19 protein-coding genes and 1 pseudogene are annotated in these 18,846 nt (G+C 43.4%); 17 read left to right on the forward strand and 3 right to left on the reverse strand.

Annotated elements, in window-relative coordinates; translation table 11 throughout:
• Positions 1 to 224: 224 nt before the first annotated feature.
• Together SG35_RS13165 and SG35_RS13170 are read right to left on the reverse strand one after the other, a co-directional pair.
• The gene (locus SG35_RS13165) at positions 225 to 986 is read right to left on the reverse strand and encodes an IS5 family transposase (protein WP_044835764.1); all 762 of its coding nucleotides are present in this window, start codon (positions 984 to 986) and stop codon (positions 225 to 227) included.
• Between the two features lie 35 nt (positions 987 to 1,021).
• Positions 1,022 to 1,666: an FMN-dependent NADH-azoreductase gene (locus tag SG35_RS13170; protein WP_053043420.1), complete on the reverse strand. Its 645-nt coding sequence runs from the start codon at positions 1,664 to 1,666 to the stop codon at positions 1,022 to 1,024.
• A gap of 220 nt (positions 1,667 to 1,886) precedes the next feature.
• On the opposite strand from SG35_RS13170, the pseudogene SG35_RS13175 reads away from it, so the two are divergent.
• Positions 1,887 to 2,768, forward strand: a pseudogene (locus SG35_RS13175) (LysR family transcriptional regulator).
• Between the two features lie 147 nt (positions 2,769 to 2,915).
• Here SG35_RS13175 and SG35_RS13180 read toward each other — a convergent pair.
• Positions 2,916 to 3,482 (reverse strand): bacteriohemerythrin, encoded by a 567-nt coding sequence (locus SG35_RS13180; protein ID WP_053043421.1) that lies wholly within the window; start codon positions 3,480 to 3,482, stop codon positions 2,916 to 2,918.
• A gap of 511 nt (positions 3,483 to 3,993) precedes the next feature.
• Here SG35_RS13180 and SG35_RS13185 point away from each other — a divergent pair.
• The 16 genes from SG35_RS13185 to ltrA all read left to right on the forward strand — a co-directional run bounded on the left by SG35_RS13185 (position 3,994) and on the right by ltrA (position 18,774).
• Complete coding sequence (locus tag SG35_RS13185) at positions 3,994 to 5,553, forward strand: cytochrome D1 domain-containing protein (protein ID WP_236702708.1); 1,560 nt, start codon at positions 3,994 to 3,996, stop codon at positions 5,551 to 5,553.
• A 79-nt stretch (positions 5,554 to 5,632) separates the two neighbouring features.
• The gene (locus SG35_RS13190) at positions 5,633 to 7,426 is read left to right on the forward strand and encodes a NapC/NirT family cytochrome c (protein ID WP_044835766.1); all 1,794 of its coding nucleotides are present in this window, start codon (positions 5,633 to 5,635) and stop codon (positions 7,424 to 7,426) included.
• Between the two features lie 434 nt (positions 7,427 to 7,860).
• On the forward strand, positions 7,861 to 9,465 hold the full coding sequence (locus tag SG35_RS13195) for a nitrite reductase (protein WP_053043422.1): 1,605 nt from the start codon (positions 7,861 to 7,863) through the stop codon (positions 9,463 to 9,465).
• A 302-nt stretch (positions 9,466 to 9,767) separates the two neighbouring features.
• Entirely contained in the window at positions 9,768 to 10,049 is a 282-nt protein-coding gene (locus SG35_RS13200) for a DUF7710 domain-containing protein (protein WP_044835767.1), read from the forward strand.
• A 108-nt stretch (positions 10,050 to 10,157) separates the two neighbouring features.
• Positions 10,158 to 10,406: a hypothetical protein gene (locus tag SG35_RS13205; protein ID WP_152646814.1), complete on the forward strand. Its 249-nt coding sequence runs from the start codon at positions 10,158 to 10,160 to the stop codon at positions 10,404 to 10,406.
• Between the two features lie 461 nt (positions 10,407 to 10,867).
• Positions 10,868 to 11,488 carry a DUF4145 domain-containing protein gene (locus SG35_RS13210; RefSeq protein WP_044835768.1) on the forward strand — a complete coding sequence of 207 codons (621 nt, stop codon included), beginning with the start codon at positions 10,868 to 10,870 and terminating at the stop codon, positions 11,486 to 11,488.
• Between the two features lie 102 nt (positions 11,489 to 11,590).
• Positions 11,591 to 12,625 carry a hypothetical protein gene (locus SG35_RS13215; RefSeq protein ID WP_044835769.1) on the forward strand — a complete coding sequence of 345 codons (1,035 nt, stop codon included), beginning with the start codon at positions 11,591 to 11,593 and terminating at the stop codon, positions 12,623 to 12,625.
• 117 nt (positions 12,626 to 12,742) lie between these two features.
• The gene (locus SG35_RS13220; protein ID WP_044835770.1) at positions 12,743 to 12,979 is read left to right on the forward strand and encodes a helix-hairpin-helix domain-containing protein; all 237 of its coding nucleotides are present in this window, start codon (positions 12,743 to 12,745) and stop codon (positions 12,977 to 12,979) included.
• Positions 12,980 to 13,115: 136 nt separating this feature from the next.
• Positions 13,116 to 13,424: a DUF6678 family protein gene (locus tag SG35_RS13225; protein WP_044835771.1), complete on the forward strand. Its 309-nt coding sequence runs from the start codon at positions 13,116 to 13,118 to the stop codon at positions 13,422 to 13,424.
• Between the two features lie 98 nt (positions 13,425 to 13,522).
• Positions 13,523 to 13,840: a hypothetical protein gene (locus SG35_RS13230; protein WP_044835772.1), complete on the forward strand. Its 318-nt coding sequence runs from the start codon at positions 13,523 to 13,525 to the stop codon at positions 13,838 to 13,840.
• Between the two features lie 434 nt (positions 13,841 to 14,274).
• Positions 14,275 to 14,643: a hypothetical protein gene (locus SG35_RS13235; RefSeq protein ID WP_044835773.1), complete on the forward strand. Its 369-nt coding sequence runs from the start codon at positions 14,275 to 14,277 to the stop codon at positions 14,641 to 14,643.
• Positions 14,644 to 14,973: 330 nt separating this feature from the next.
• Complete coding sequence (locus SG35_RS13240) at positions 14,974 to 15,192, forward strand: hypothetical protein (RefSeq protein WP_152646815.1); 219 nt, start codon at positions 14,974 to 14,976, stop codon at positions 15,190 to 15,192.
• A 430-nt stretch (positions 15,193 to 15,622) separates the two neighbouring features.
• Positions 15,623 to 15,991, forward strand: a complete 369-nt coding sequence (locus SG35_RS13245) for a hypothetical protein (protein WP_044835775.1) — start codon at positions 15,623 to 15,625, stop codon at positions 15,989 to 15,991.
• An 83-nt stretch (positions 15,992 to 16,074) separates the two neighbouring features.
• Positions 16,075 to 16,476 carry a hypothetical protein gene (locus SG35_RS13250; protein ID WP_044835776.1) on the forward strand — a complete coding sequence of 134 codons (402 nt, stop codon included), beginning with the start codon at positions 16,075 to 16,077 and terminating at the stop codon, positions 16,474 to 16,476.
• A 99-nt stretch (positions 16,477 to 16,575) separates the two neighbouring features.
• Entirely contained in the window at positions 16,576 to 16,872 is a 297-nt protein-coding gene (locus tag SG35_RS13255; protein WP_152646817.1) for a hypothetical protein, read from the forward strand.
• Between the two features lie 612 nt (positions 16,873 to 17,484).
• The gene (gene ltrA, locus SG35_RS13260) at positions 17,485 to 18,774 is read left to right on the forward strand and encodes a group II intron reverse transcriptase/maturase (protein WP_274055454.1); all 1,290 of its coding nucleotides are present in this window, start codon (positions 17,485 to 17,487) and stop codon (positions 18,772 to 18,774) included.
• The last annotated feature ends 72 nt before the right edge of the window (positions 18,775 to 18,846 follow it).

Here is an 18,846-nt window from a genome sequence, read left to right on the forward strand (position 1 = left end):
AATATATAGTTCACCTGTTTCAATCGCTTACTGATATTTCTGATATCGCAAATCACTCCGTTAAATGTTGCAATGCTTACCTTAGGCGTCTGCTACCAGGAGCCAGTGCCGAGACAGCTTGAGGAATAAAGAGCATAAGCTGTCTGGCCAGATAGAGAATGAATTAAAAAAGCGCTTTATAACTGGTTTGCTACTAGAGCGTGTTGATCTTTGCTGTACATAACTTAATCAACCCAAACAGGTAGCCACATAAAACTAAATGCTAAAGCTACCATTGCTTGATAATTTCTCGCCAACTTGTCATACCGTGTTGAAATAGCACGGTATTTTTTAATCTTCATGAATGCATTTTCTACTAAATGTCGATATCGATACATGCACCAGTCAATATCCTCATTGCCTTGCTTGTTGTTATCGCGTCTGGGGATAACGGGCTTTGCATTTTTCTGCCTTACAAATTCCCTCAAAGCCTCACTGTCATAACCTTTATCAGCTACAACCATTTCAGACTCAGGAGAGGCTGAAATTAATGACTCAGCATGAACAATATCATTTACCTGCCCTCCTGATAGCTCAAAATGGACAGGTAAACCGCCACTATCTACAGCAAGGTGAATTTTAGTTGTATTTCCACCTCGACTTTTCCCCACAGCTTGGGCACTTGCATCAGCTGTATTGGTACTATCCTGATGGGCTTTCACTATACTGCCATCAATAAATAGCCATTCACTGTCATGTAATTTAGAAAGAAAAGTAAACACTTCCATCATTACCCCTTTCTGTGACCAAAGGTTGAATCTGCGGAAAACTTTACTCCAGCCACCAAATTCAGGGGGTAAATCTCGCCAAGGAATACCTGTCCTGAGCCTGAACAATATCCCTTCCATTGTCATTCTATGTTCTGGTTTACTGTAAATTCGACCTGTTAAAAGCATTATTCGTGATAGCAAGTTCCAGGTTTCATCTGTTAACATTAGTCTTGGCATGTTGATAGGGCATAACTGTTTTTTGGCAAAATCAATTATACCTTGTCTTCATGCCGCCTATTTTTTAGGCCGCAAAGATCAACACGCTCTAGGGTATCAATGTTATCCCGGGCGCTGTTTTTCGCATTCACGGCGCTTTCTTCCCCCATGGCAACCCCTTGAACCGGCACAAAAATGATATCCGTGATGCCGATAAAATTTAAAATATGCCTGAGGTAAGGGGTTTGAAAATCCATCGCTATGGCATGCTCTTGCTGAAAATCCATGCCGGCACTGGAAATAATCACCGCTTGTTTATTCGTCAGCAATCCCTGCGGGCCGGTGTCGCTGTACTGGAAAGTCAGCTCCATGCGGAAAATTTGATCTATATAGGCTTTTAACAAGGAAGTGATCGAGAAATTATGCATGGCTGAGGCAAAGACGATGATATCGGCATTTTTCAGCTCTTCGATCAGTTCAAGGGATGGCTGTACCAACTGCTGCTGTGCTGCAGTTAAATGTTCGGCCGGGGTATAAAAAGCCTCAAACATGGGACCGTTATGTACAGGCGGTGGAGTTTGTGCCAGATCTCGAACAGTGAATGAATAACCTTGCCCTTTATCCGTTAGCTGCTGTTGCAAATAAGCGGCTATTTCGTTTGAGACAGAATGCTCGCCTGCCGGACTGGATTTGATGATCAATATTTTTGTGTATTGCTGTCTGTGCTCATAAATTACCTTAATGTCTTGGCTTGTAATGATGGCATGATATCGGCTGGAGCATGCGGGAAACACAGGACGAAAAACAAATCACATTTGTCTTTATGACAAAAATAAATAAAAATAACCGCTGTTTTTAGCTGAATTGGACCTTATTGTGGACAAAATACGCGCCTTACAGTATTTCAAGTGAACTGCCGAGCTGAACAGTTTCAGCCTGGCCGCCAAAGAATTCGAGGTGCTGCCGTCGTCGGTTTCCAGAAGGATCAAAGACCTCGAACAGGTTTTGGGTTTTGAGCTGATCAAACGCAGCACCCGCCATGTCAGTACCACGGAGCTGGGGCAGGTGTATTATCAACTGATCTCTGAGGTATTGAAAAAGCTTGATGAGGCGGATGAGCTGGTGTCACAGCGCATGGGTGTAGTTGAGGGAAAAATCAGGATCAGCGCCTTACCCGGTTATGGCGTCAGGGTACTGGCGCCGGTACTGCGGGAGTTTCGCCGCTTATACTCGGGCATTACCCTGGAGTTAAATTACTCCGACGAGGTGGTGCTGCTCGGGCAGGATGCGGTGGATATTGCCATTCGGGTCGGCGCGGTAGCAGAAGATCGGGTGATCGCCAGACATTTGAGTCGCAGTGAATTCAAGCTGGTGGCAACACCTGAATTGGTAGAAACGCTTCAAGAGGCTTACGGTACACAAGCGTTTTCTTTTGGCGATCTGTAAACCTGTCCCAGTATCCAAATCCGCAGTCCCAGGGGGCTGGTTTCCTGGTGGCAGTTACTTGATGGCCACTGGCAAAAAATTCCGGTCAAGCCGGTATTGATCTGTAATGACAGCGAAAGCCTTTTAGGTGCGGTGCTGGCGGGGGAAGGACTGTTGGTGAGTCCTTTATGGGAAGTTCAGGGATATCTGGGAGCAGGAGCCTTGATCGAAGTGCCGACAGAGCATCCGGTCAGCTACGGGAAAATACCTTCGGTGGACTTATATCTTTTGTATCAGCAGGGGAAATATCAAATCCCCAAAATCAAACATTGTGTTGATTTTCTTATCGAGCACCTGGGGCAGGGGCCTGCAAGTTAATTGTCGGCTGCTGTGGCGAGCCTGGCCTCAGGGTAAAACGGGGGAAATAAAAATATCCACAACGCCTGACTCCCTGATTGTCTTGGTTGGGTGAACAAGCAGCAGGGCATTGTGAATAAAGCTTTTAGCGGCATTAACTGCTGAAAATCAGCTTACGCCGTTATTTTTCAGGTGCTGACTGTAATGTTTGTCGGTACCGTTAATATGGTTGATCAGCCAGTCTTTTAAAAAGTTGCTGATTTCATCAAGCGCCTGGTGTCCCTGGCGGTTGTATTTTTCCACAAATTCTTCTACTTCGCCGATCATTGCCTGGTGCTGTTTTTTATGGGCGTCAAAGTCCGGGTAGTCAAAACTTTCCATTAATTTTTCTTCGCGGGCGAAATGGTACTTGGTGTAATCGATTAAATCCTCCAGGGCCTGACGCTCGTACACCTCACTCATGGCGTAATCGTAGGCGGTGGTGAACTGGTTCAGCAAGGAGATGAGCTTTTTATGATCATTGTCCAGGCTCTCGATGCCGACGCTGTATTCGTCTTTCCAGGGGATGGTATTGGTTTTATGGGTACGGTTGTAAATCATCGGGGTCATCAGCAAGACCCCGATCAGGATCCAGGAAACCGGATTATTAAACCCAAACAAAAAGCCCAAAAATATTGCCACTATCAGAAGTCCAATAATCGCGGCGTATAACAAGGATTTAGAGTGGCTGGTCATGTAGTTTTTCCTGCTCAATAAATGATTCTTTCTTTGCCATGGTAAACCTAAATTTGGTTAAAGAGAGGTTAATAACTTTGTTTTTTGCGCCAGATCAAATTCTTTTTTAAATAAAAACGCATTTTTTTAAAGCTTGATCTGCGTCAGGTTTTTTATGTCGTTTATGCCTGATAGTGGCCGCCATCAAGGCGAAGGTCTAAGGAGAAAATCAGGCAAAAAAACTCGTTAATAAAACACATTCACTAAAGGTGAATGATTAAAGCAGGCATCCATGTACGGGCAGCTTGAGAGTAAGAATGGTGTTAGCTGCTGGTATTGAAATTATCGAGGGAGATTATTGAGTGAATAAGGTTTTGAACCGAAATGATCGCTGCGGTAACCGGATGTTTGGCAATTTGTGAGCATGTAAATTTAATTAAAAATACTATCTGGAGTGTTACCGATGAAAAAAATAAAATACGGTCTGTCAGTACTCGGACTTGCAGTGGGTATGGCCACTGGCGGTGTTAGTATGTCTGTTACTGCAGCTGAACCTACCTTATCTGAAGAAGATTTTAAAAAAGCGGAATTGCATTATTTTCAGCGTTGTGCCGGTTGTCACGGGGTGACCCGTAAAGGGGCAACAGGTAAAAACCTTGAGCCGGAAAATATGCTGAAAAAAGGGCAAAAACGCCTGGAAAAAATCATTACCCTGGGCACAGAAGGGGGCATGAACAATTTTGATGAACTCTTCACCAAACAGGAAATCGCTAACCTGGCTACCTTTATTCAGATGGAGCCGCCGGTACCGCCGGAAATGACCCTGAGTCAGATGCGCGAGCACACCAAGGAATACGTGGCGCCGAAAGATTACCCAACCAAGCCTAAGCATGACCGCAACTGGCAGAACTTCTTTGTGGTCATTGAGCGTGATGCCGGTAAAGCGGCGATTGTCGACGGTGATACCAAAGAAATTATCGCCCATATCAATACCGGTTATGCGGTACACGTGATCAAAGGTACCGAGCATCATAAAAAAGATCATGTCAAAGATGTCGGCCGTTTCTGGTACACCATAGGCCGTGACGGTAAAGTCAACAAAATCGATTTATGGCAAACCCCTGACAAAATGTTAGTGGCTGAAACCAAAATGGCTTATGACGCCCGTGATATCGCGGTATCCGGCGACGGTAAATACGTGATTGCCGGCGGTTACTGGCCTTCGCATTTCGTGATTATGGATGCGGTTACCCTGAACCCGTTAAAAGTGGTTTCTACCCGCGGTTACAACACCAAAGGCGACTATGTCAATGAAGCCCGTGTCGCGGCAATTTATACTACGCCTAACGAGTCAACCTTTATGGTTGCGGTGAAAGAGCTGGGTCAGATGTGGCAGGTGGACTACACCGATATCGATAACTTGCGTATCGATCATATTGATTCTTCAGAATTCCTGCATGATGGTTTCTTCGACCCGAGCGGCCGTTACTTTCAGATTGCCGCGAATGCCTCGAACAAAATGGTGGTGGTCGATACCAAGACCCGCAAGCTAGAATCCATGATAGACGTCGATTCTTTGCCTCACCCGGGCCCTGGTGCTAACTGGGTTGACAAAGAATGTGGCCCTGTAGGCGGCACCACGCACTTAGGCACAGGTTTGGTTTCTGTATGGGGTAACGATCCTATCGGCCATCCGGATAAAGCCTGGAAGCTTTGTTACGAAGTGGAAACTGACGGTCCCGGCGCCTTTATCCGTACCCATGAAACGTCCCAGTATGTTTGGGCGGATCAGCTGAAACACCCTGAGCCGGAAATCCAGCAATCGGTACAGGTTTTCGACAAGAACACCCATGAGATTGTCAAAACCATCCGGGTAACGGAAGAGCCGGGCAAAGCGGCCCTGCACATGGAATTTAACGATGATGGCTCCGAGGTTTGGGTGTCGGTATGGAACCGTAAAGATGCCAAGAACCCAAGCGGTGAAATCGTGGTTTATGATGCGAAAACCTTGAAAGAGAAGCATCGCATTAAAGGCCTGACCACACCAACAGGTAAATTTAATGTTTACAACCGTATCCATCATAAAACCTAACCTTTACCGGTAAAGGTCAATGAAATTGCGGACATGGGCGAGCCATGTCCGCCGTCTTTTCATAAGAACGAGTTAAATTATGGTTTTAAAAACATTTAGCAAACCTGGCTTCTGGTCCCGTCGCCTGATGCTAGGGTCAACCGTTGCCGGTGCTGTGGTCTTTTTTGTGGTAGGTATCATCTTCTGGGGTGGATTTAACACGGCCATGGAGGCGACCAATAATTTAGAATTCTGTATCGGTTGCCACGAAATGGAATCGACTGTTTATCAGGAGTATACCCCAAGTATCCATTACTCCAACCGTACCGGTGTCCGTGCCGGTTGTCCCGACTGCCACGTGCCGGATCCCTGGATCCACAAAATGGTCCGCAAAATCCAGGCCTCCAAAGAGCTCTTTTCCTGGATGCTGGGCACCTATGACACCAAAGAAAAATTCGATGCCCACAGGATCACCATGGCGAAAAGCGTCTGGCAGACCATGAAAGATACCGACTCCAGGGAATGTCGCAACTGCCATAATCTCGAATCCATGAACCCCGAATTCCAAAAACCAAGGGCAAGAAAGCAGCATTTAAACGCCTTTGAAACCGGCCAGACCTGTATCGACTGTCATAAAGGCATAGCGCACCATAATGTCAGGGATCAATTAACCGATGAAGAGCTTGAAGCCCTTGAAGCGCCTAATCCTGACTTTATCCGTGAAATCCCGCAAATGTATCAGGAAGGCCTGGTCCGGGTGAAAGAAAAAGAAGCTGCCCTGGCCCAAGCCGAGAAAGCCGAGGCGGAAAAAGCCAAAGCCGAAATGCAAAAGAAAATTGATGTTGCGGTTGCGGCGGCACTGGCGGATGCTTCAGGCAAACCAGCCGTTGGCAACGGCGGGCAGGCCGTGGCAAGCAGCCAAACGCCAGGTAATATCAAAGTCGACTGGGGTAAGTCTGCAGCAAGAGATATTGAACTCTTCTATCCGGGCACGGCGTCTATCGAGTGGATACTGGGGAGAAATCACGGCGGTAAACGCGCCTTTAGCAAAGGCGACCGCTGTATAGAGTGTCACGAAGAAGAGATTGCCGATATCGGCCAGAATATCGTCTCAGGTGAGAGTGAAAAAGAACTTGAGCCGACTGTTATTCCAGGTAAACGCGGCAGCATCAAGGTGACCATAGATGCCACCCATGACGAGGAAAACCTGTACTTACGCTTTAGCTGGCCTGACGGTGAACATACCCCGGCACCTTTTGTTGACGGCGGTAAGATGGACCCGGAAAATGCCATGAAGCTGGCCTTTATGTTGTCGACCGATGACGTGGAATATGCCGACCGCGCCGGTTGTTGGGGCACCTGTCATGCTGACGCCAATACCATGCCGTTTGCACCGGAAAACAAGGTATTACTTGGCTCGGAGTTAGCCGGCAGATTGAATTTTGATGTTGGTGTGAGTAAATACCTTAAGGAAACCCGGACCAAGCTGGAGCTTAAAGGGCGCAGAGGCAAAGCGCTGGGCGGCTGGGATAAACTCAAGTCTCAGGCTGATATTGATGCTGCCCAAAACGCCAACCAGTTTATGGACATAGTGCGCTACAAATCCGGCAGCAAGCAGGTTGAAGACGGACAGATCCTGGCCGAGCGTAAAATGCACGGCGGGCAGGGCAGTGAAGTTGAAGCCAGTCTTAATAATGGTACCTGGTCTGTTGTGGTGAAACGCAAACTGGTTTCAGACAAGCCGGGTGACGTGAACATTGAGCCGGGCAAGCTTTATAACTTTGGTTTTGCCATTCATGATGATTATAGCAGTGCACGTTTTCACCATGTTTCGTTCGGTTATAAACTTGGCCTGGATAACAGTGAAGCTGAAATTAACGCGACCAAGCAATAATTAACGTGTTTTAGCACAATGTTTTATGTAAAAAGCCCTGGTTTCAGGGCTTTTTTTTTGCCCCTGCGTTGCTGATCGCTTTTATGAGGTTATCGCAGAAGAACTCAAGATCAGTATTGTCCGCTATCAACCGGGTGAGCCGGTGATGGGCTGCTTTTCATCGCGTCCTGCCTTTAATTTACTATGGCGTATGCATAAGGGGCATGAAGTTCTGAAATACCTAAGCCAGATCAATGAATGGTTAAATGCTCTGTTAGTGCAACCCGGGCATGATTCAGGTCAAAGTAGCCTTACTAACAGTAATGGTATGTTAACCAGCACACAACTATTGAAATACCGGCTTGTGATTTAATAAATCAGGCTTTTTAGCTGTTTTCGATGAGTAAATATTGTTGACGAATAAAGAGCAAAACCGCTGGCTATAAGGTTATCAAATGAAAATAAAACCATTGATTTGCAAAATAACAGGCTTAACACTTGCTTTGGCTTCTTTGTTCGTATCTGCGACACCAGATACTTCAAGCAAAGACAATAAGGCCGCTGAAAAGCTTTATGTTGAACATTGTCAATCATGCCATGGTGTCGGCCGTTTAGGTGCAATGGGACCGGCATTGTTTCCTGAAAACTTGTCTCGCTTGAGAAAGAATAAAGCGGTTAAGGTGATTAAAAATGGCCGGCCTGCCACGCAAATGCCGGCTTTTGATAAAATCCTTAACCAGACAGAAATAGCCAGTTTAATAGATTACATCTACACCCCGGCAAAAGAGTTACCCAAGTGGACCCTGGCAGATATCAGGGCCACCAACATCCAGCATTTTGAACAAAGCAAGTTGCCAAACAAGCCGCAATTTGATGCCGATTTAATGAACTTATTTATTGTGGTGGAATTAGGCGATCACAGTGCGACCTTGCTTAACGGCGATACTTTTGAGCCCATTACCCGCTTTAAAACGCGTTTTGCCCTGCACGGAGGGCCAAAATATTCCCCAGATGGCCGTTTTGTTTATTTTGCCTCGCGCGACGGCTGGATCAGCAAATATGACATTTACAACATGAAAATTGTCAGTGAAGTCAGGGCAGGGATCAATACCCGGAATTTGGCGGTATCAAGCGATGGTAAATATGCCATTGTCGGTAACTACCTTCCTCATAATGTGGTGATTTTAGATACCAAAGACTTATCTCCCATTGAAATGATCGAAACGAAAAGCAGCGAAGGCGTCAGCTCCCGTGTCAGTGCCGTTTACAATGCGCCGCCACGTCACAGTTTTATTGTTGCATTGAAAGACGTTAAAGAAGTGTGGGAAATTCCCTATAGCGATAAAGGTGGTGTAGATGTCTATAAAGGCTGGGCGCACGATTATCGAAAAGATGGCGGCGAAGGAAAAGTGGAAAACTGGAAAAGTGAAGACAGGTTTCCGGTGCGTCGTATTCAAACGCAAGATTATTTGGATGATTTTTTCTTCGATCCTGAGTATATCAACCTGATAGGCACAGCGCGTAACAGTCATAACGGCCAGGTGATCAACTTTGATACCAAGAAAAAAGTCGCCACGATTGAGCTTACCGGCATGCCTCATTTAGGCTCAGGCATTACCTGGGATTATCAGGGGAAAGAAGTTTTTGCTTCTCCGAATATCAAAGAAGGTAAAATAACCGTGATCGAAATGGAAAACTGGCAGGTGATCAAGGAGATAAAAACTGACGGTCCAGGCTTTTTTATGCGTAGCCACAGCAAGTCACCTTATGCCTGGGCGGATGTGTTTTTTGGCCCTAACAAAGAAAAAGTGCATATTATCAAAAAAGATACCTTAGAAATTGTTAAAACCATAGCGCCAGCACCGGGTAAAACCGCGGCCCATGTTGAGTTTACCAAAGATGGCAAATATGTATTATTGAGTATTTGGGATAATGACGGTGCAGTGATTGTTTATGATGCCAATACGTTAGAAGAAGTAAAACGTTTGCCGATGAAAAAACCCTCTGGCAAATATAATGTTTATAACAAAATTAACTATGAGCGGGGCACAAGCCATTAGTTATTTGCGGGTGATCATAAACTTGTCGATGTAGGCTAAGAATGGAGATTGGGTCATTGATATTTCCCCTTTAAGTGCTGTGTTTTTACACAGTGCAGGTGTTATTCTGTTGATAGCCTTATTAGACAGCAAAAAAAGGTATTTTTCTTATTTCTTTAATTCTCGAAATAATACTAATGGCTTGATATGATAAAGGTGAATGTATATTTTACATTTTATTAAATTATTTAAAGACGGGGAAAAACTGTGTTTAAATACGGTTTTTTGCCGACTGTTAAGCTGTTATATGAATAGAGAAGTCAATGAATTCAGTTTGGATATTTAATAAAAACAATTCCTCCTATAGTGGGGGAGTGTTCTCAGAGTTAACAAAAGCGGAGAACTGGATTTTAGAAAACAAGCTGTCTGGAATGCTAACTAAATATCCTCTAGATCAAGGAGTATGGGATTGGGCCTGTAAAAACAACATGCACAATCTAAAGGCGGAAAAAGTTGCTGAAAAAGGTAGTAATCCAGTATTTATTGGTGGCTTCACAACGGCTAGTCAAGAGCATTATCACTATGAAAATGGTCAGCGTAAATAATTCATATAACAAATCAAACCACAACCGCCAGCAAAGCTGGCTGGACCTACGCACTGCGTGCTCCGGCCTGTGTTTGAGGCGTTATACGTTCTTGGTTGTATTTATATAATGGATAGTATCTTAGATATATTTTTTAAAGGTTTAATTCGTGGAATAGGTTCTTTCATCGGGAGGATTTTATTTAGTTTTGTCTGTTATTATACCGGAGCCATCGTTTGTCGAATCCTTACTTTGGGGAAGTTTCCTAAGTTTTTCATTGATGATCCAATGGACTCTCCACCAGCTATTTTTTGTTCTTTTTTTGGTGTATCTATCTATGTTGGTGCGGCATTGTTTTGGGCTGTAAATAATATGTAATTTTTAGGTGTATCGTATAACAAGCGCAACCACGCGGAGTTATTTTCCGCTGCGCTTCAAATAGCCCGGTGTTGCGGGCGTTATTCGGCCACCGCTAATTCACATTGAAATTTTGGAAATAACGGTATTTCCTAGCTTGGTTTGGCATGTGGTTCTGGTGGGTTTTCGCCGGTACAGTTAGGCGTTCCCGCTAATAGACTTTCCTCTTTCTTTTTCAAAAGCACTAAAGGTGGTAAAGTCATTAGCTTGTTCTGGCCGTGATGCCAGGCTCAAAATTCACGGTTGGGTGTGTAGCGGTGGTTAATGTCTTTGGCATCTTCCGTTAACGTATCAAGCCATTTTTAACGTTGTCGGCTCTGTGGTTACAACTGGCAGCCAATAACAAACAAAACCAGCGGACGCTAAAAGCGCGCCGCAGTTTCGAGCGTTAGTTGTCTTATGTACATAACAAGGAATCATTAATGTCAAAGTACTATCCTCCGAAATTTAATAGTAAAAATTTCCACTGCGTACATTGTAATGTTTATTCTGCTCAGGAGTGGTCATACTTAGAGTACAAAGGCACGACCACCCATAGTGGCTTCGATCTTTGTACATGTAAACATTGTGGTAAGGAGAGCTTTTGGTATGGTGAGAGAATGCTGATACCTACAGAGGCTCCAGTATCGCCTCACCATGTTGACCTCCCTGATTCCTGTATAGATGATTACAACGAAGCAAGAGATGTCTTAGCAAGATCTCCCAAAGCTGCTGCTGCATTAATGAGGCTTTGCATTCAAAAATTAGTTGCCGAACTTGGTGAAAAAGGTAAAAACATAAATGATGACATTGGTGCATTAGTTAATAAAGGTTTACCTGTGGAAGTTCAGCAAGCTCTAGATTATTGCCGAGTCATTGGAAATAACGCAGTGCATCCTGGAGAGCTTAATCTAGATGATGACCCAAATATTGCACACAGTATGTTTGAAATGGTCAACTTTATTGTAGAAGACAGAATAACAAAACCTAAAAAAATCGCAGAACTATATAAAATACTGCCAGAAGGGGCCTTAAAAGCTGTTGAAAGGCGTGATTCAAAGTAGTTTAGCAACTAACAAGGCGCTGCTACGGAAAATTTACTCGCTAGCGCTCCTAAATTTCCGCAGAGCGCGGCGTTAGCCAGTAATATTCAGGAGGCCACATTCATGGAGCAATATGTAAGTGTCTTACTGACAATTCTCAAGTTTTTAAGTATCGGATTGACCGCAATTTTGAGTGCCATTGCTCTATTAGTAGAATACAAGGATGAGAATGGAAAAATAACTTATTGGGGAAGAAGAGCATTAATCGGAATAGTCGTCGCAGCATTTGTAGCTGCTAGTACAACAGCTCTAGAAGTTATAAAAGGCGAGCGCGAGTCAGAGAAAACGGCGAAGGAAGCCCTTGTCCTAGCTAAAAGAACAAGTGATATTCTAGAGAATATTAATCGATCGTTACATCCATTAGAAGGCATTGAATTTAGTTTTTGGGCTTCAGTAGATTTGTCATCAAAGCAATTAGAACCATATAGAGAAAGATTTTCAGAGGAATTGAAAGACTACCTGGTTCAATACGAGAGTGGTAATCGACGGTACGAAGGCATGTATGCTTCCAGTTCAAATCAAAACGGACCGGTGGACGTTAAAGTTCCACTCGGAGCAGCAGCGTACCCTTCTGAGCACAAAGAAGAGTTAGCGTTTTATTTGATACGTCATACTGATTTTCATTTAGCTTTCTTTAAGGAACCTATTTCACCGACATATTTCGAAAAAAAAATAACTGACGAGTCGGAATACAAGAACCCTGACCTTGTCATTAATATCGATACTAGTGAGCAGGATCAGTTTGGGATAGGCCTAGAATACAATATTGAAAATAGAACATTCGAAATTAATGGATCATCTATCCAGTCAGATCCACGATATTGGAGAACGAATGGAAGAATAATATCAATGCCCGACCTGAAAGGAAGTCAAATGTTTGTATTCACTGATAGCATCAATGTTCCATCCCTAGATGGTGACAATAGTGAGTTAGTCGGTCTTCGTGGCGGCATCAAAATACGCACCTTACTTATTGATATTTCAGGAAGGCAACAATTCTGGTTTAGGACGGAGAACCTCCACGAATACAAAACACCTCGGGGATTATCGTATTTTGTATTTTCGCTGGATAATGGGATAGAGGAATATGCTCGCTAGTTTGGCTAACAAGAACCATCAACCTGACTCCGTAAACTGCCACGCTTTTTGTTCCAAAAAGCCCGCCAGCTTACTACGCAGTTGTGGTTGGCGTTATGTGTCTTAAGGAGTTCCTGTATGGCATTCAGTGAATCAGAAAAAACCGCTCTACTTGAAGTGAAGGGGGTTGGACCTACTGTAGTTAAACGTTTTGAGGAAATAGGTATAGATTCTTTTTCTGAGTTAGCGAACTATGAGCCAAAAGAAATTGCTGAAAGAGTGGCGTCTATGCTCAGAACTACTTGCTGGAAGAATAGTCCTCAGGCCTTGTCGGCAGTCAAGTCTGCAATAGACAGGGCAAGGCAAGGTTTATAGATGGCGCCGCACCCACATAACAATCGGCTGTTGTCGCCCCTTCGGGGCTGGGACGGTCTTTCCGCCGCTTCGCGGCTACAAGTCCGCCCCAAAGCCGGGCGTTATAGTGCCTAGAGGTTCTCTGTTGCATCCAGTTATGAATGATACAAAATGGCGTGAACTTCAAACGGCCATGTATGAACTCAAACCAAACATACCGTTTTGGCGAACTCGGTGTGTAGATAATGGGTATGAAACGCCAAATTGGGATGGAGATTGGATCCATCATTTCTATGCTGGTGGTTTTGAAACCATAGAATGGGTAGAAATACAGACTACAGATGATAAACAACGATCTATTGTAAGGTTAGTGTTAAAAAAAATTCATGTACCTGGTCATGAAACCGAGCATGGCTTTAAGGTATATGGTTACATTAGGGATGGCGCGGCAATTGATTATATATAGCACTATAACAAGGCCAAGCACTCTGAAAAATTACTCGCTACGCTCCTAATTTTCAGGTGTTGGCGGCGTTATATTTTCTTTAAGCTAGGAGTAAAAAGTTGGATTGGGAAGTCGTAAATGGAGTTACAGGTATCATTGGTGCAATCAGCGCTATTGCAAGTATTGGATATATATCTACACATAAAAAAGATACACTTGAAAACAACAAAGTAGTTTCAACTTATCAATTAATATCCTTTTTATTGGCTTGCTCCGGCTGGGTACTTTTGTGTTTTGCTTATCTTTGGTTTTTGGAGCCTTTTGGTTCTTTTGTCACTGATGACGATTATCAAAAATTTTTTGGTGTCTTGCTAAGTTTCCCTGCAATTATAATGCTTGGCTTCGGTATTAAACTGATGTGTAATGGAAAAATATAACAAGGCGTTCAAAAATCACCAACAAGTTGGCTGGACCTCCACAAGCTTCGCTTGTTCCGGCCTTTTAACGCAGCGTTATTCGGCCACCGCTAATTCATGTTTAATATTTTGGAAATAGCATTATTTCCTAGCTCTGTTTGGCGCGTGGTTTCGGTGGGTTTTCGCCGGAACGGTTAGGCGTTCCCGCTAATAGACTTTCCCTGTTCTTTTTCAAAAGTGCTAAAGGTGTTAAAGTCATTAGCTTGTTCTGGCAGTGGTGCTAGGCTCAAAATTCACTGTTTGGTGCGTAGCGGTGGTAAGTGCCTTTGGCAGCTTCCGTTAACGCCTAAAGCTATTTTTAATGTTGCCAGGACTGTGGTTACCGCTGGCAGCCAATAACAAACAAAATCAGCGGACGCTAAAAGCGCGCCGCCGTTTCGAGCGTTAAGTCACCTATGAGAATTTTGTGTTTATTTCTAGCCTTGGTGCTATTTCAAGCTCACAGTAAATCGATAACTATTTTAGTAAATGCACCTGAAGGCGCTGTAGGGCTCTATGAATTTGCCCCTGAAACAGAGTTAGAAAAAAATGCTTATATATCTGCCATAGAGTATTTAAAAAGCAAGAAGAAAGAAATATACCGCTATTACATAATCAAGCATGGCCTTAACGTTAACTCTGGGATATATCAATTTTATCTGCAACATTCTGCCAGCCTTGGTAACAGTGATAAGTTAATCATCAATAAATCTTATAATAATGGTATTATCCATTACGATGTAAAAACGAATAAAGTTATTAAATTCGAACGGTGGCGTCGGTAACTTAACAAGTGGCACCACTCAGAAAAATTAGTCGCTGCGCGCCAAATTTTCTGGTGTGCCAAGCGTTAGTCGGCCACCACTAGTCAAGCTTAAATGTTGTAAAATAGCGGTGTTCATGAATTAGGTTTGGTGGTTATGTCTTAATTCAAAATTCACGGTTTGGTGTGTAGTGTTGGTGGGTGCGAGCAGCATCTTTCGTCTACCCCTCAAGCCATTAAATAAACCGTTAGTGGGGTGGGTTTAACTACTATCCACTAACAAGGCAAAACACACGGAAGCAGCAAGCTGCTCCGGTGTTTGCAGCGTTAAATGCCCATGGTGATTTTGAGTATGGAACTCCAAAAATATATTGATGAACTTGATCGGATTCAAATGGAAGGCGCTTTCGTTTTCATAAAATGGGACGGTGAGCGAGAAAAAAATAGAAAAACAGTTCTTATTGAAAAGCCGGATTCAAATTTTTTATTCCGGCGAGATACTGATGACTTAGTAACAACCTTAAAAGAGGGGATTGCTGAGTACGATGCAGCCTTTAGTAAGAGCATTTAACAAAACAAATCACGATCGCCAGCAAAGCTGGCTGGACCTACGCACTGCGTGCTCCGGCCCGTGTTTGTGGCGTTATTCGGCCACCGCTAATTCACATTGAAATTTTGGAAATAACGGTATTTCCTAGCTTGGTTTGGCATGTGGTTCTGGTGGGTTTTCGCCGGTACAGTTAGGCGTTCCCGCTAATAGACTTTCCTCTTTCTTTTTCAAAAGCACTAAAGGTGGTAAAGTCATTAGTTTGTTCTGGCCGTGATGCCAGGCTCAAAATTCACGGTTGGGTGTGTAGCGGTGGTTAATGTCTTTGGCATCTTCCGTTAACGTATCAAGCCATTTTTAACGTTGTCGGCTCTGTGGTTACAACTGGCAGCCAATAACAAACAAAACCAGCGGACGCTAAAAGCGCGCCGCCGTTTCGAGCGTTAAGTCACCTATGAGAATTTTGTGTTTATTTCTAGCCTTGGTGCTATTCCAAGCTCACAGTAAATCGATAACTATTTTAGTAAATGCACCTGAAGGCGCTGTAGGGCTCTATGAATTTGCCCCTGAAACAGAGTTAGAAAAAAATGCTTATATATCTTCCATAGAGTATTTAAAAAGCAAGAAGAAAGAAATATATCGCTATTACATAATCAAGCATGGTCTTAACGTTAACTCTGGGATATATCAATTTTATCTGCAACATTCTGCCAGCTTTGGTAACAGTGATAAGTTAATCATCAATAAATCTTATAATAATGGTATTATCCATTACGATGTAAAAACGAATGAAGTTATTAAATTCGAACGGTGGCGTCAGTAACTTAACAAGTGGCACCACTCAGAAAAATTAGTCGCTGCGCGCCAAATTTTCTGGTGTGCCAAGCGTTAGCAGTCAAGGAAAGCATGTTCCATCTCATTCGTAACAATGAACTTGAAGTACAACTTGATGTTTCAGGTGTTTCTGACCCGTTACCTTCCGTAGCTTTTGATATAGCAGTATCTTGGAATATGCCTTATCAAACCGTAGATTTTAAGATCAAAGAGTGTTGGATAGAATGCACTGCTTTTGATAAATTTCAGGATGGTATTTTACAATTACAAAGTCTAGAAACAGGTAGTATTACTCTAAACGATTTAAGTGGAGACCCAATTATTTCATTTACTAAGTCTGGTTCTGTTCTAGTTACAGAGATTCAATCTAAAGATGGCTTAGATATTGGCTCTTTTACTCTTAAAAGCACAAGTCAATCTATAGAGTTATCTGATATATTAACTCGTATACAACAGCTTGATAAATGGTGGTAAGTACTGCTAACAAGTGTGTCATGCAGGAATTTTAATAAAATGTCGCTACGCGCCAAAACTTTTATTAAAATCCTCATACACAGGCGTTAAGTTGCAAGCATGAATCGAGTTTATAGTTTTCTTCTTATATTGAGCAATACGCTTGGTTATTTAGCTTTTTGTATTGGTGCATATTTTGTTTGGCAGCTCTTTATTGCTGAACCAAGCCCAAGCAATCATGAGCTTGGTATGGGGGTAGGTATATCTATTTTGTATGGCCTATTTCCCGGAACTTTTAGCTTACTGTTAGCGATCTGGAAAAGAAGGAACTTATCAAAAAATATGCTTGTTCTATCAACAGCAATAGTACCTTCATATATTTTTCTTTTTGCGGTTACTTCGAGTATATCAACTTAACAAATTCATAAATAAGGAAAAATAATAACTAGTCGCTTCGCTCCTAAACAGTTATTATTTTCCTATTATGTAAGGCGTTAGTGCGTCAAGCAAAGCTTGATGCATCTTGCAGGGTGTAAGTCCCTGTCTGGTAAGGCTTAACCAGCCACCAGTATCGAGTGTTGCGCCTGTGGCGGAGTTTCACTGAAACGAACAATACAGGTGAAGCGTACACAGAGAATCATATAGGCCATAGGGGCTATCGTGGCCCTGAAGTGCTGGTATCGCTCCGAGAATTACCATCTGACTGACGAGGTTTGTAACGCCACCGAAGTCCATGCAAAGTAGCCGTTATTCATAGCAAACGAAAGGTGAGGCTACGGCGAGTCAGCGGGGTTATCAAGCCATGGCATGTATGAAGAGATGTATCAGGAACTTGAGAGATCCAAAGGTGTTCCATAAGGATGTGGTAGGAAAGTCTAGCTAACCGTCAGACGAACGATGACCCTTTGGAAGTCAGATCAGCCCGTAGTAGTCTGAGCAAGGGAAAGCCTTGTACATGGCGAAGGAGCTGACAGTTATACCAGGTATTAAGCAGAAACATAGGCCGGACAAAGTAGGGCCGGGATCACTATGACAACCGAACTTAATACCATCGCATTTAAAGCATATACCCACCCCAAGCACAGGTTTCAAAACTTATACGGATTACTAAGTAGCGACCGCCTGTATCAAAGCTGGGGTCAGCTCAACAAACAAGCTGCGCCAGGTATTGATGGGGTAACCATTAATGACTATCAGCAAAGCTTGCCAGAAAATATTAAGCGCTTAAGTGAGCAGCTCAAGCAGAAATGTTATCGAGCCAATGACATTAAGCGTATCTTTATTCCCAAGTCTAACGGCAAACAACGGCCATTAGGCCTGCCAACGGTAGATGATAAACTGGTGCAACAGAGTGTCAGCCAAATACTGCAAAGTATTTGGGAGCAAGACTTCCTGGTGAACAGTTATGGTTATCGACCAAATAAAAGTGCACATCAGGCAGTACATAGCCTGTCGTTGAATCTTCAATTCAAAGGTTATGGTTATGTTGTCGAGGCGGACATTAAAGGCTTCTTCGACAATCTCGATCATGGTTGGTTGCTGCGTATGCTCAAACAACGGATTGATGATAAAGCCTTACTGAAGCTAATCAGCCAATGGTTAAAAGCCCGGATAAAATCACCGGAAGGGGTCTTTGAAAAGCCTGCAAGCGGTAGCCCGCAGGGAGGTATTATCAGCCCTGTACTGGCGAACATTTATCTGCATTATGCTTTGGATTTGTGGTTTGAGAAGAAAGTAAAACCGAGGATGCGGGGAAGAGCCATGATGATCCGTTATGCGGATGATTTTGTCTGTGCCTTCCAATTTGCTCATGATGCTGAGCGCTTTTATGGGGTGCTTGCGAAACGACTAAAGAAATTCAATCTAGATATCGCACCGGAGAAAACCTCACTGATGACATTCAGTCGATTTAAACCTGGTAAGAGTCGCCACTTTGTTTTTCTTGGGTTTGAATTTTATTGGGGGATTGATGTCAAGGGTAAACGAAGGCTCAGAAGGTGCACGGCTGCGAAGAAGCAGAAAGCGATGATGAGCGAATATTACCAATGGATCAAAGCCAAACGTTCAATCAAATTGAGGGAATGGCTACCGCAACTAAAACGTAAATTAACGGGGTTTAGAAATTACTTTGGTTTACCGGATAACAGTCGTAGCTTGTCACGCTTATATAATTATGTGCTGCATAGCTTATATAAATGGCTAAACAGGCGTAGCGGCAGAAGAAGTTATAATTGGAGCAGTTTCAAGAAGATGTTAGAATATTTTCAAATTGAGTCACCAAAAGTCAGTAGTCGAAATGTTATTGTCGATTGGTACTAGGGTCGTGTTTTACACGAGTGAATATATAACTGAAGAGCCGGATGCGGTAGTTCCGCACGTCCGGATCTGTGT

Origin of the sequence: Thalassomonas actiniarum (genome assembly GCF_000948975.2) — a bacterium.
GTDB lineage: Bacteria > Pseudomonadota > Gammaproteobacteria > Enterobacterales > Alteromonadaceae > Thalassomonas > Thalassomonas actiniarum.